Annotated in this window: 14 protein-coding genes; 8 read left to right on the forward strand and 6 right to left on the reverse strand. The window is 47.2% G+C overall.

Features of this window, described 5'->3' with window-relative positions; translation table 11 throughout:
• Window positions 1–308 precede the first annotated feature (308 nt).
• The 5 genes from QZT80_RS21150 to rsgA are packed head-to-tail and all read left to right on the forward strand — an operon-like array spanning window position 309 to window position 5,224.
• On the forward strand, window positions 309–1,310 hold the full coding sequence (locus tag QZT80_RS21150) for a MoxR family ATPase (RefSeq protein WP_295126835.1): 1,002 nt from the start codon (window positions 309–311) through the stop codon (window positions 1,308–1,310).
• Window positions 1,311–1,337: 27 nt separating this feature from the next.
• Entirely contained in the window at window positions 1,338–2,204 is an 867-nt protein-coding gene (locus tag QZT80_RS21155) for a DUF58 domain-containing protein (RefSeq protein ID WP_295126838.1), read from the forward strand.
• Between the two features lie 51 nt (window positions 2,205–2,255).
• Window positions 2,256–3,221 (forward strand): hypothetical protein, encoded by a 966-nt coding sequence (locus QZT80_RS21160; RefSeq protein ID WP_295126841.1) that lies wholly within the window; start codon window positions 2,256–2,258, stop codon window positions 3,219–3,221.
• Between the two features lie 18 nt (window positions 3,222–3,239).
• Window positions 3,240–4,250 (forward strand): VWA domain-containing protein, encoded by a 1,011-nt coding sequence (locus QZT80_RS21165; RefSeq protein WP_295126844.1) that lies wholly within the window; start codon window positions 3,240–3,242, stop codon window positions 4,248–4,250.
• A gap of 35 nt (window positions 4,251–4,285) precedes the next feature.
• Complete coding sequence (gene rsgA / locus QZT80_RS21170; protein WP_295126847.1) at window positions 4,286–5,224, forward strand: ribosome small subunit-dependent GTPase A; 939 nt, start codon at window positions 4,286–4,288, stop codon at window positions 5,222–5,224.
• A gap of 203 nt (window positions 5,225–5,427) precedes the next feature.
• Here the strand turns inward: rsgA and QZT80_RS21175 are convergent, their stop codons facing one another.
• Both QZT80_RS21175 and QZT80_RS21180 read right to left on the reverse strand, forming a co-directional pair.
• Window positions 5,428–5,577 carry a hypothetical protein gene (locus tag QZT80_RS21175; protein WP_295126850.1) on the reverse strand — a complete coding sequence of 50 codons (150 nt, stop codon included), beginning with the start codon at window positions 5,575–5,577 and terminating at the stop codon, window positions 5,428–5,430.
• A 45-nt stretch (window positions 5,578–5,622) separates the two neighbouring features.
• Window positions 5,623–6,150, reverse strand: coding sequence for a gamma carbonic anhydrase family protein (locus tag QZT80_RS21180; RefSeq protein ID WP_295126853.1), 528 nt, complete (start codon window positions 6,148–6,150; stop codon window positions 5,623–5,625).
• Window positions 6,151–6,241: 91 nt separating this feature from the next.
• Between QZT80_RS21180 and QZT80_RS21185 the strand changes: the two genes are divergently transcribed.
• Window positions 6,242–7,426 carry an aspartate aminotransferase family protein gene (locus tag QZT80_RS21185; protein ID WP_295126855.1) on the forward strand — a complete coding sequence of 395 codons (1,185 nt, stop codon included), beginning with the start codon at window positions 6,242–6,244 and terminating at the stop codon, window positions 7,424–7,426.
• Window positions 7,427–7,497: 71 nt separating this feature from the next.
• Here QZT80_RS21185 and QZT80_RS21190 read toward each other — a convergent pair whose 3' ends face one another.
• The 3 genes from QZT80_RS21190 to prfA all read right to left on the reverse strand — a co-directional run bounded on the left by QZT80_RS21190 (window position 7,498) and on the right by prfA (window position 10,200).
• Window positions 7,498–8,181 (reverse strand): OmpA family protein, encoded by a 684-nt coding sequence (locus QZT80_RS21190; RefSeq protein WP_295126858.1) that lies wholly within the window; start codon window positions 8,179–8,181, stop codon window positions 7,498–7,500.
• Window positions 8,182–8,333: 152 nt separating this feature from the next.
• Window positions 8,334–8,918: a DUF937 domain-containing protein gene (locus QZT80_RS21195; protein WP_295126861.1), complete on the reverse strand. Its 585-nt coding sequence runs from the start codon at window positions 8,916–8,918 to the stop codon at window positions 8,334–8,336.
• Between the two features lie 217 nt (window positions 8,919–9,135).
• Window positions 9,136–10,200 carry a peptide chain release factor 1 gene (gene prfA, locus QZT80_RS21200; protein WP_295126864.1) on the reverse strand — a complete coding sequence of 355 codons (1,065 nt, stop codon included), beginning with the start codon at window positions 10,198–10,200 and terminating at the stop codon, window positions 9,136–9,138.
• A gap of 106 nt (window positions 10,201–10,306) precedes the next feature.
• On the opposite strand from prfA, the gene QZT80_RS21205 reads away from it, so the two are divergent.
• Complete coding sequence (locus QZT80_RS21205; protein ID WP_295126869.1) at window positions 10,307–11,467, forward strand: amidohydrolase family protein; 1,161 nt, start codon at window positions 10,307–10,309, stop codon at window positions 11,465–11,467.
• A 27-nt stretch (window positions 11,468–11,494) separates the two neighbouring features.
• Window positions 11,495–12,643, forward strand: a complete 1,149-nt coding sequence (locus tag QZT80_RS21210) for a mechanosensitive ion channel domain-containing protein (RefSeq protein WP_295126872.1) — start codon at window positions 11,495–11,497, stop codon at window positions 12,641–12,643.
• Window positions 12,644–12,697: 54 nt separating this feature from the next.
• On the opposite strand, the gene QZT80_RS21215 is transcribed toward QZT80_RS21210, so the two are convergent.
• A partial coding sequence (locus QZT80_RS21215; protein ID WP_295126875.1) for a hypothetical protein occupies window positions 12,698–13,104 on the reverse strand: 407 nt, incomplete at its 5' end.

The raw sequence follows: 13,104 nt of genomic DNA on the forward strand, positions 1-13,104 counted from the left end.
GTTTTCTTTTTTATGGTTGATGGGGGAAGTCGGGCGTTTGCTGGTCGCCGTTAGATGGATGGTGTTACCTTCCCCGCCACTGGGGGCAAATGTACGGTTAAACTTGCGGCAGTAGAAAGCGGGTGGTTTGAAAAATATTGCGTAATATCAATCCGCTTTATTAAATTGAAATTTTTTATAAACCATATCCTGCCAGATGGGAAAGCAGTTCATATATAGTTTAACAGCATTTTAACGGGCTAATCCCGCCATGGCAGGCGGTTTTGAAAAGAGAATGTTTATTTTAGCAACCTCGAAATGTAAAAATAATGGAAAATACATCGTACGATATCCGCCAGTTAAACGAAAAGATCCACCAGGCAAGCTCTTTTGTTGATTTGCTTCAAATGGAGCTTGGTAAAGCGATTGTAGGACAGAAATACATGGTTGAAAGGCTGCTGATCGGCCTGCTCGCCCAGGGGCACGTATTGCTCGAAGGTGTTCCCGGTCTTGCTAAAACCTTGTCCATCAAGTCGCTCTCGCAATCTATCAATGCTAAATTCAGCCGTATCCAGTTTACGCCGGACCTTTTGCCCGCAGACGTGGTGGGTACCATGATCTATAATCAGCAAAAAAACGAGTTCGTGGTGCGCAGGGGCCCCATCTTCGCCAACTTTATACTGGCAGATGAAATTAACCGTGCCCCGGCAAAAGTGCAGAGTGCCCTACTGGAAGCGATGCAGGAACGCCAGATCACGATCGGCGATACTACCTTTAAGCTGGAGGAGCCTTTCCTCGTACTGGCCACCCAAAACCCGATTGAACAGGAAGGTACTTACACGCTGCCGGAAGCGCAGGTAGACCGTTTCATGCTCAAAGTGGTAATTGGTTATCCAACTAAAGAAGAAGAACGCCTCATCATCCGCCAGAACCTCAATCCCGAGGGAATGACGCCCATCAGGCCTGTTGTAGATCCTAACGACATTCTCGCTGCCCGTAAACTGGTGCGTGAAGTGTACATGGACGAGAAAATTGAACGTTATATCCTGGACGTGGTGTTTGCCACCCGTAACCCGGAAGAATATAAACTCCAGAAACTGAAGCCACTGATCGCTTACGGAGGTTCGCCCCGTGCCAGCATCAACCTGGCCCTGGCCTCTAAAGCTTACGCCTTTATGAAACGCCGCGGGTACGTAATTCCGGAAGATGTGCGTAATGTATGCTTCGACGTAATGCGCCACCGTATTGGTTTAACTTACGAGGCCGAAGCCGAGAACGTAACCAGCGAAAACATCCTGAGCGAAATCCTCAACGCGGTAGAAGTACCTTAGATCGTATAACCACAACTGCTACATGCCATGGATACAGCAGAAATTTTAAAGAAGGTCCGCCAGATAGAAATTAAGACGAAAGGGCTGACGAACCACATTTTTGCAGGCGAATACCACAGTGCCTTCAAAGGCCGCGGTATGTCGTTCAGCGAAGTGCGCGACTATACCGTGGGCGACGATGTAAGGGCGATTGACTGGAACGTGACGGCACGCTTTAATCATCCTTTTATAAAGGTATTTGAAGAAGAACGCGAGTTAACGGTAATGTTGATGGTGGACGTAAGTGAAAGCGAAATGTTTGGTACCGTGAAGCAAAACAAGCGCGACCTGGTTACAGAGTTATGCGCGGTGTTAGCTTTTTCGGCTATTAAGAATAATGATAAAGTTGGCGTCATCTTTTTTAGTGATGGAATGGAAAAGTACATTCCGCCTAAAAAGGGAAAATCGCACATCCTGTTTATCATCCGCGAATTACTGTCGTTCGAACCCAAACGGAAAGGCACCAATATCGCAGAAACCCTCCGCTTCTTCAATAACGTTGCTAAAAAACGTACCATCGCCTTTTTAATGAGCGACTTCATCTCCGGTAATTACCAGGATGCTTTAAACATCGCCTCTAAAAAGCACGATGTAATTGGTATACAGGTGTACGACCCGCGCGATAAAGATTTGCCGAATGTAGGCCTGGTGCAAATGAAGGACGGAGAAACGGGGCATACACAGTGGGTAGATTCCGGCGATAAACGGGTGCGCGAGTACTATACTAACCAGTTTGTGCTGCATTCTCAATATTGTAAAACATCTTTTGTAAAAAGCGGTGCAGAGCTGGTGACCATACGTACCAATGAAGATTACGTGAAAGCCCTGCAAACGTTTTTCCTGAACAGGGCATAGCTTAAAGCCATTATGCAAAAACAGATCAGAGCAATAAAGCAATTATTTTTTATGTTGATGTTGTGGATGGTGGCGAGCCCGCTAACCTCCGCAGCGCAGGAGCACGACTATTTCGAAGTAAAGGCGGTGCCAGACACCACGCAGATACGTATTGGCGAGCAGTTTAAACTGAACCTCTCCGCACGCGTACAGCTTCGTCTGATTCCCGGTATCAACTTCAAGATCGTTTTCCCCGAAGTGCCCGATTCCTTTGCGCATTTCGAAATGGTGGAACGTTCGGAGATAGATACCACCGGTAGCAATAACGTAGAAAAAATATTCCGCCAAACGCTTACCCTCACCAGTTTCGATAGTGGCCGCTGGGCATTGCCACCCCTGAAGTTTGAGGTGTTCTCTACTACAGATGGTTCTTACGATTCGGTGTTTACACAGCCGATAGAAATAGATGTCAATACCGTAGCCGTGGATACCACCAAGGCTTTTAAACCCATCAAACCGGTAAGGACCGTAGGCTGGTTGCTGATGGATTACATTCTTTACATTATTGGCGGTGTGATATTACTGGTGATAATTGGTTTGCTGATATGGTTTGCCCGTCAGAAAAAGGTACCGAAGTATGTGGCGCCGGAGCCTAAAGAAACGCCGTACGAAGAGGCTATCCGTGAACTGAAGAAGATGGAGGCCGAAAAAGCCTGGAACAACGGCGATATCAAAATTTACTATACACAGCTTACGGATATATTGAGGGTTTATTTTGAAAAGCAGTTCCGTATTCCGGCCCTGGAACAAACCAGCGGCGAGTTACTGCATAACATTAAACCGATTACCATCCTTAACCAGCAACGCGAAAAACTGCAGGCTATCTTAACGCTGGCCGACTTAGCCAAGTTCGCGAAACTGCAGCCTGCCCCGCAGGAGCATGAAGATTGTCTGCAAAAGGCAATCGATATTGTAGAGTGGAGCAAACCGAAGGCGGTAGAGGAAAAGGAAGAAGATAAAACAAATCCGAAAGCATAAGATAAAGTATTAGAAAAGATGAATTTGGACACCTGGAAAACGATAGAATTTGCCTACCCCGGATTTTTCTGGCTGTTGTTACTCATCCCGGTAATGATCTGGTGGTACATTTCCCGGCGTAAAAAGCAGCAGGGCGCTATGTACGTATCGTCTCTGCAGGGTTTAAAAGGCCTGCCTGTATCATGGAAAGTAAGGTTACGGCCTTTGCTGTTCGCACTGCGTCTTATCGCTTATGCCGCGCTGGTTACCGCACTGGCCCGCCCGCAAACGTCCAATACTTCTGAAAATATTAATAGTGAAGGTATAGATATCGTATTGAGCATAGATATTTCGGGCAGTATGCTGGCCGAAGACCTGTTGCCCAATCGTATGGAAGCTGCCAAAAAAGTAGCGCACGACTTCATCGACAGCCGCATCAGCGACCGTATTGGCCTGGTGATTTTTTCCGGCGAAAGCTTCACACAATGCCCGATCACTACGGACCATGCCGTACTTAAATCGCAGCTGGCGCAAATACGTAGCGGTATGCTGGCCGATGGTACTGCTATCGGTATGGGACTGGCTACGGCGGTGGATCGCCTGCGCAGCAGTAAGGCCAAAAGTAAGATCATTATCCTTTTAACCGATGGTGTGAACAATATCGGCGCCATCGATCCGCTTACGGCACTGGAAATTGCAAAGGCTTACAAAACCCGTGTTTATACCATTGGTGTAGGTACTTACGGTAAGGCGCCTTCGCCTGCAACGATGCCCGATGGCAGCATTGTCATGCAAATGCAGGATGTGCAGATCGACGAGCCATTAATGAAACAGATTGCGAAAGAAACCGGCGGACAATACTTCCGCGCTACCGATAACCGATCTCTCGAAAGTGTATATAAAGAAATTGATAAACTGGAACGTACCAAGGTAGAGATAACCTCCTACAAACGTTTTGCAGAGCATTTCTTCCCCCTGGCCATACTCGCACTGGCCTGCCTGTTGCTGGAAACAGTGTTGCGTTACACGGTTTTCCGCAGGTTGCCTTAATTAATTCCGCTAACTTTATAGCATTTTAAAGGCAAATGCAAGCACTCATATATAAATCAACGGGCAGCTGGTACCAGACTAAAACGGTCGAAGGCGAAACTGTGCAGGCCCGTATGAAAGGCATTTTTAAGATTGATGAGAATATTACTTCTACCAACCCGGTTGCGGTGGGCGATGAGGTAACGCTTGCTTTTGAGGAAGGAGAGCAGGGTGAGGGCAATGCTATTATCACCGCTATTGGCGATCGCCGCAATTATATCGTAAGGAGTTCGCCGCATGGTAAACATAAAAAACACATCATTGCCGCTAATCTCGATCAGGCGGTTTTAGTATGTACTGTTAAGGAACCGCGTACATCCCAGGGCTTTATCGACCGCTTTCTTGTGACGGCGGCCGCCTATCATATTCCTGCAGTGCTGGTGTTCAACAAAAAGGATGTATACAAGGCGAAGGAGATGGAGAAGTTTGAACACTGGAAAGCAGTGTACGAAAGTATCGGCTACAAAGTAATGCTGGTATCTGCTGCTAAAAAAGACGGGATTGATGAATTAACGGAGCTGATGAAGGATAAAACTACATTGATGTCGGGCCACTCCGGTGTTGGTAAGTCATCGCTCATTAATGAATTAATGCCCGATATGAAACAGTTGAAAACCAAGGCGGTGAGCGACTGGAGCGGGAAGGGCATGCACACTACCACTTTTGCCGAAATGTTCGACCTGCCTAAAGGTGGTCGCCTCATCGATACGCCTGGCGTACGCGAGTTTGGTATCGTAGATATTGCTAAAACGGAACTTTCGCACTATTACCTTGAAATGCAGCCTTACATCGCGGAATGCCAGTTTAATAACTGCCTGCATGTAAATGAGCCGGGTTGTGCCGTACAACAGGCCGTAAATGAAGGAAAAATTGATGTGGACCGCTTTGTGAGTTATGCTTCTCTGCTGGAGTCTATCGAAGAAAAACAATATTGATCAATACCTTCTTTTTTTGAACAAGCCCTTCTTAGGTGGCCTGTTCATCTCATCAAATACCTTTTCCGCACCCATATTTTTTTTAGGTACCGGGCAGCCCGTTTTGGGTGTACGGCAGGCAGCCGTAGCTATTACTACAGCCATCACTATCAAAATATGTCGCTTCCGGATCATCATCGCTGTTATTATTTATGGATAAACGCTTAAAATAGCTTGTCCATATGCTTCTTGGCGCGTTTATTTTGCTTGGCATTAGCGCCTGAGTAAAAGTTGCTACCGGGACAGCCTGTTTTCTGCGAAGCACAGCCTGCCGCCAAAAATGCTATCCAAAGCACTAAAAGCCATTTTCTCATAGGGAAGGGATTTATCTGCAATATAACGTTTTTTCATAACGTATGTTACTTCCCCTCCTCCTCTTTGAACCAACCGCTGTACATCAGGTAATTATTAGCAATGCGGTTAATTTCGCCGCTAATAAGCTCCTGGCTTATCTCTTTCACCTTTTTAGCGGGTACGCCGGCGTATATACAGCCTGCTTCCACTTTCGTGTTCTCTAATACAACGGCGCCGGCGGCAATTATAGTATTGCTGCCAATGTGTGCATTATCCATTACAATAGCGCCCATACCTATTAACACATTGTCTTCCACCGTACAACCGTGTACAATGGCATTGTGACCTATAGAAACATTATTTCCAATGATGGCTTTGGTTTTTTCGTAAGTACAATGGATAACGGCACCGTCCTGCACATTTACCTTGTTGCCCAAACGAATGCTGTTTACATCGCCGCGCACTACCGCGTTAAACCATATACTGCAGTCGTCGCCTGTAACAACATCACCTACAATAGTTGCATTGGGGGCAATAAAACAGTTTTCTCCCATTTTAGGATGTACGCCTTTAACCGGTAATATCACTGGCATTTGTTTCTTTTTTTAGATTGATGGTGATGGTGAATGATGTCTGTTCAAAGATAGGAACTAACTTCGCATTCAAATTAACGAATAGCGGGAAATGAACAACAGGCAGCTTTTTTTGCAGCACGTAGCGCAAACGTCCGACGCGCCGCTGGCGATTGAAATAGTGAAGGCATCTGGCATGTATATGGAAGATGCAAGTGGTAAGCAGTACCTGGACCTCATTGCAGGTATCAGTGTGTGTAACGTCGGGCATTGCCATCCTGCGGTGGTAAAGGCTATACAGGAGCAGGCGGCTTCGTACATGCACCTACTTGTGTATGGTGAGTTTGTGCAAAGTCCGCAGGTCGCTTATGCTAAGTTTCTCGCCGATCATCTGCCTTCCGCGCTCGACTGTGTATACTTCACCAACTCTGGCAGCGAGGCTACCGAGGGAGCAATGAAGCTGGCCAAACGCCACACCGGCCGTACGGAGATCATTGCGTTCAAAAACAGCTACCATGGTTCTACCCAGGGCTCTTTAAGTTTGATGGGCGATGAGTATTGGCGTAATGCTTACCGACCGTTGTTGCCTGATGTTCAGCATTTGCAATACAATAGTTTCGATGCTATCGCGCAAATCACCACCCGCACGGCCTGTGTAATTGCAGAAACGGTGCAGGCAGAAGCCGGCGTACGCCAGCCGCAACGTGAATGGATGCAGGCATTACGTAAGAAGTGTACGGAAACAGGAACACTGCTTATTCTCGATGAAATTCAATGTGGACTTGGCCGTAATGGTACCCTTTGGGCGTTTGAGCAATTCGGTATTGTACCTGATGTATTGCTATTGGGTAAAGCATTGGGAGCAGGTATGCCGTTAGGCGCTTTCATCTCTTCTCATGATATTATGTGGAGCCTTACCAATAACCCGGTATTGGGTCACATTACCACTTTTGGCGGTCACCCTGTAAACTGTGCGGCCGGCCTGGCTGGTATGAAAGTTTTGCTGGAAGCAGATCTTATCAGTAAAGTAAATGCAAAAGGTGAGCTGTTCGTTAAACATTTAAAACATCCCGCTATCAAAGCGGTTCGCTCACTTGGCCTTATGCTGGCCGTTGAGTTTGAGAACTTCGCTTTCAATAAAAAGGTAATTGATTATTGTATTGATAAAGGGGTGTTGACAGATTGGTTCCTGTTTGCGCCGGAATGCCTGCGTATAGTGCCCCCATTAATTATCACGGATGAAGAGATCGTGCGAAGCTGCAATGTTATCTTAGAAGCAGCGGAACATTTTTCCTGATCAAACCAAAGCAAAAAAAAGCCCCCTGAATAGTCAGGAGGCTTATCAAATGCTTATGAAGAATTAATATATTACTGTTTGCCAGCTTCGTTCTTAGCTTCGTTCTTCATCTTATCATTTGCGTAGATGGAGAATTCCACACGGCGGTTCTGTGCGCGGTTAGCTTCAGAATCGTTTGGAACTTTAGGCTGGGTTTCACCGAACCAGAATGTTTGTACCCTGCTGGCAGCAACACCCTGAGCTTTCAGGTAGTTAGCTACTGCGTTTGCACGCCTTTCGGACAGGCTGTAGTTGTAAGAGTCGGTACCTTTATCATCAGTATGACCTTCTACACGTACGTAAGTGTCTGGATATTTGTTCAGGATATCGGTGAGTTCTTTAATGTTTGACTGAGCCTGGGCCGTAAGATCTGATTTATCAAAGCCGAACAGTACGCCGGAGTCGAACGTTACGTTAATACCTTCACCAACGCGTTCTACTTTAGCGTTAGGTACTTCGTTCTTTATCTCTTCTGCCTGTTTGTCCATTTTTTTACCGATCAGTACACCGGCACCGCCGCCAACAGCTGCACCGATAATAGCGCCGAGTGCTGTATTACCAGCTGCCCTGCCTATTACAGCGCCTGCTGCAGCACCGCCACTGGTACCAATAACTGCTCCTTTGCCTGTGTTGTTCATGCCATTCCAGGTGTTACAGCTACTGAAGATTATTGTTCCTGCCAGGGCTGCCAGCACCGTTACTTTCATTCGTTTCATCTTGGTAAATTTTAAATATTGCTGCATTTCGTTTTGATGTGCAAAGGTAGAAAACAAATTCTTTGCCAAACTCAGTTTTTAGTCACAAAATGTTGATAAACAAAATATACAATATAATATTTTGTATTAATTGTTTATGGCTGCGAACACGTTTAGTTGCCAAAAAGGCCGCCCAGCAGTCCGCCGAGGCCACCGCTTTCGCCACCTTGCTTTTGTTTCTCTTGTTTAGCGCCTTTGCTAAGCATAGCGGTAAGGTCCTGGAAGTCAACGTCGCCGTCGCCATCTTTGTCCAAACCGAACTTGCCGAGTATGCCACCCAGGTTAAGGCCGGATGCACTACCGCCCGTAAGGGAATTCAGAATGTCCTGGATGTTAAAGCTGCTGTCGTTAGGATCGTTGGTCTTTTTTACCAGTTTCCCCAGTACGGCAGGGATCAGGGTGCCGGCGATCTGGCTGGCGGTGCCGCTGTTAAGGCCAAATTTCTTTGTAAGGCTTTCAACCAGGTTGCCGGAAATGTTATTTACCAGGGGATTAGCCGTGCTAGCATCGCTTTTGCCGCTCAGCAGGCTCAATACGTCATTGGTGTTACCATTTGCCAGCGCATCCTGCAGGCCTGTGGCTACAGCATTGGTGGCTTCACCGATTACGGCTTCATTTTGCTCATTAGGCACGGCGGGGTTAGCTACCACTGCCTCGTTGGCGGAACTCTTTACCAGTTGTAAAAGCTGATCTAACATAGTTTTAATTTTTAAGGGGAGATTAATTAAATGGAGTATGTGTTACCCGGGAAAAGAAAACAATCGGGCCAACGGGAAAGTTGCGCCCGCCAGTATTATTTTTTGCCGGGAGGTTTCACTGGCGCATAAAAAAGGTTGGTGCGGCACCTTTAACGGTATATACACCAACCTTTAGTTGCTATTTGTTAATGAACTTTCTTCTTTGGTTAGAAGGACATTACTGTCCGCCCTTCATCTTTTCCGCATTTTCCGCAAACGCCAGCGCAGCTACCATATCCTGGATGTCGCCGTTCATAAAGGCGTCGAGGTTATATACGGTCATGCCGATACGGTGATCGGTTACACGGCCCTGGGGATAGTTGTAAGTGCGGATTTTTGCAGAGCGGTCGCCCGTGCTTACAAGGCTTTTACGCTGGGCAGCAATCGCGTCTTCATGTTTACGAACGGCTACTTCCCAAATGCGGCTGCGCAGCATTTTCATCGCGATGTCGCGGTTACTGTGCTGACTGCGGCCTTCCTGGCACTCTACCACGGTACCGGTAGGAATGTGGGTGAGGCGTACGGCCGACTCCGTTTTGTTTACGTGCTGTCCGCCTGCGCCTGATGAACGGAAGGTGTCCATTTTAATATCGGCATCGCGGATTTCAACGTCTACCTCGTCTGCTTCCGGTAGTATGGCTACCGTAGCGGCGGAGGTGTGTACACGGCCCTGGGTTTCGGTAGCTGGTACACGCTGTACGCGGTGTACACCGGATTCGAACTTCAGTGTACCGTATACGTCATCGCCTGTTACTTCCAGTACAGCTTCTTTATAGCCGCCTGCAGAACCGGCACTTTCGTTCATCACGGCCACTTTCCAGCCTTTGTTCTCACAATAGCGGAGGTACATGCGCAACAGGTCGCCTGCAAAGAGGCTGGCCTCGTCGCCACCGGTACCGGCGCGTATTTCAAGGATGGCGTTACGCTCATCCTGGGGATCTTTAGGGATCAGCAGGTTGCGGATGTTGGCTTCTGCGGCGTCTTTCTGCTCGGCCAGGGATTCTGTTTCCTCCTTGGCCAGCTCGCGCATTTCGTCGTCACCGCTTTCCAGCACTTCTTTATTGAAGGCAATGGCATCCAGCAGGTCGGTGTAGGCTTTGTAAGCGTTCACGATCTTTTCCAGCTGGCGGTATTCCTTGCTGTATTTGCTGAACTGTTTGTTGTCGCTTACTATCTCGGGGTTGGTAAGCGCCAGCGATACCTGTTCAAAACGGCCTCTTATGGCTTCCAGTTTATCTATCATGGTTATCTTTGATACCTGTTACAAATCTGAAGGTTCCCTCGTTCCGGTAAAAGGGAGGGTCCCGCAGGGTTGCAAAATTAACACCAATTCACGTAAATAGTACAGCATGAAGGCATGGATTAAGTTAACTGCCCGGAATATTTTTGACGGGCACAGGTTTTTAGGGAAGGATAAAGTGTTGATATTGGCCCCAAATGGGGTGGTGGAGGCTGTTACAGACCGGTCGGAAGCAGGGGAGGGCGTGAGGGAAATCGAGGGCTGGCTTAGTCCGGGCCTCATTAACACGCATTGTCACCTTGAATTGTCACATATGGCTGGCCGCATACCGGAAAAAACGGGCCTGCCCGATTTTCTCACCACGGTCATGACCACCCGCCAGCCGGATAGCCCGGAACAGATAGCGGAAGCTATCGCCACTGCGGAGGAAAATATGCTGAACAGCGGAATTGTGGCAGTGGGGGATATTTGCAATACGACTAACACCATCTCCCAAAAACAAAAAAATAACCTGTATTACCACTCTTTTATAGAATGTATGGGCTTTGTAGACGCTGGCGCCCAAACCCGGTTCGACCAGATGCAGGCGGTGTATACAGCGTTTCGCGAACTGGATGCCGCCGGTATACATACCAGCAGCCTGGTGCCGCATGCCCCTTATTCTGTATCGGCCGCCCTATTCGGCATCCTCTCCCAACTTCCTCAATCCCAACCCATTACTATTCATAACCAGGAGTGTTTTGCAGAAAATATGCTGTATGAAAGCGGAACGGGCGCATTTATCGGGTTTTATGAGCATATGGGAATAGGTATGGGCAACTTTAGGCCCACGGGTAAGAGTAGCCTGCAATCGTACCTGCCGTACTTTCAACAGCAGGGTAATATGCTGCTCGTCCATAACACCTTTACAGAGGAGGCAGATATCCAGGCGGCTCACACTTCTCCCAAAAATATTTACTGGTGCCTTTGCCCCAACGCTAATATTTATATAGAAGATACGCTGCCTTACCTCTCGCTGTTCCGCGATAATAATTGTGTAATGACGATCGGTACGGATAGCCTGGCGTCTAACCACCAGCTGTCGGTTTGGGAAGAAGTAAAAACGATTCATGAACATCATGCCGATATTCCTTTGGAAGAAATTATGCAATGGGCCACATTGAACAGCGCAAAAGCATTAGGTGTTGAGCATACTTTTGGAAGTTTTGAAAAGGGGAAAAGGCCTGGGGTAACGGCGATTGATAAAGAGAGCAAACGTGTGTTATTTTAATAAATTTGCGGAAGTATAACTTACGCTATGAACGAATTTTTGAACAGGGAATTTTTGGGCAACCCGCTACAGGATTACTTTATTGTAGTTGGCGTGGTGTTGCTGGTGATCTTTATCAAACGCATCCTCTCTAAATGGATGGCGTCTTTTTCTTTTAAGTTTATTAAACACTGGTCGCCGCAGTTGCAGAAGGCCGACTTTGTGAACCTGTTGGTAAAACCTTTGGAATACCTGCTGGTGTTCGTGGCGTTTATGCTCACGATGAACCGGTTGCGTTTTCCGCCGCAACTGAATTTTAATGTCTACCGTAAAATCAAAACGGTTACGTTAAATGGTGCGTCTGTAGAGCAGGTAAGTGCGCTCACGATCCATGAAATGCTCACCACTTTGCTGGAGCTTACCGTAAGCCTTTGCTTCATTTGGATATTACTGCGGCTTATCGATTTTGTAGCATTGGTGCTGGAAGCGAAGGCGGACCTTACAGAAGATAAAACGGACAACCAGTTCGTAGTGTTCTTTAAAGATTTTTTCAAGGCTATTGTGATGATTTTCGGGGCGTTGATCGTAATACGTGTGCTGTTCGGACAAACGATCGTGGAGAAGCTGATAGCGGGCCTTGGTATTGGCGCTGCTGCTCTGGCACTGGCTGCGAAGGAAAGCATCGAGAACCTCATCGGTTCTTTTATTATCTTTTCTGATAAACCTTTCCGCGTGGGCGATACGGTGAAGGTAGACAGCTACCAGGGTACGGTGGAAAAAATCGGGTTACGCAGCACCCGCCTGCGTACATTGGAGAAAACGTATGTAACGGTGCCTAATAAAAAGATGGTGGACAGTGTGCTGGATAACCTGTCGCTGCGCACACAACAGCGTGCCGCCGTTCGGGTGGAGGTAGCTGCTGATACTTCGGTGGAAAAAATACAGAAGGTGTTAAAAGACATCCATCAGTTTTTGGGTAATCATAAAAATGTGGAGCCCGATTTTACGGTAAACCTGAACGACTTTACAAAAGATTCCTACGTAATACAGGTTATTTATCTCACCTATATACTGGACGGGGCACGTTATAACGCACTGCGCGAAGATGTGAACCTGGCCATTATGCGGTTCATGGAACAGTACGGGGTTAAGATGGCCACTAAAATAGAGGTGGTGAACGATCCGTCACAACAATAAAAAAAACGCTGCAGCCAAAAACTGCAGCGTTCCTTTTTATAATAGAAGTGGAATTTACTTGTCGTTCGCTTTCAGGATAAGATTGGCGAAAGCGGTTTCCAGTGGTTCATTAGATTCGGCGGCTATGCGGCCAATTTCTTTACCATCTTTCAGTAACAGGAAGGTAGGCGCTTTCTTGAATTTGTAAGTGCGATCGGCGTCTGTACCTGTTTGCTGGCTTTGATCGGCAGCGTAGGCGAGAATATTTTCTTCGGGAACACTGGCCAGTATCATTACTTTATAAAACTCGGGCAGCAGCTTTTTGCTGGAGGCGTCCCAGGTGCTGGCGATGGCTACGAATTTGAATTTAGTGTTGTTGGCTTTAATATAATCTATGTGATTGGTGTTAGGCTGATATTTGTTGATACCATAATAAAACCAGGCCAGGTCAGCATCGTTGGTCATCGTTTTCAGGTCTACTT

It is taken from the genome of uncultured Chitinophaga sp. (genome assembly GCF_902168175.1).
Classification (GTDB): Bacteria; Bacteroidota; Bacteroidia; order Chitinophagales; family Chitinophagaceae; genus Chitinophaga.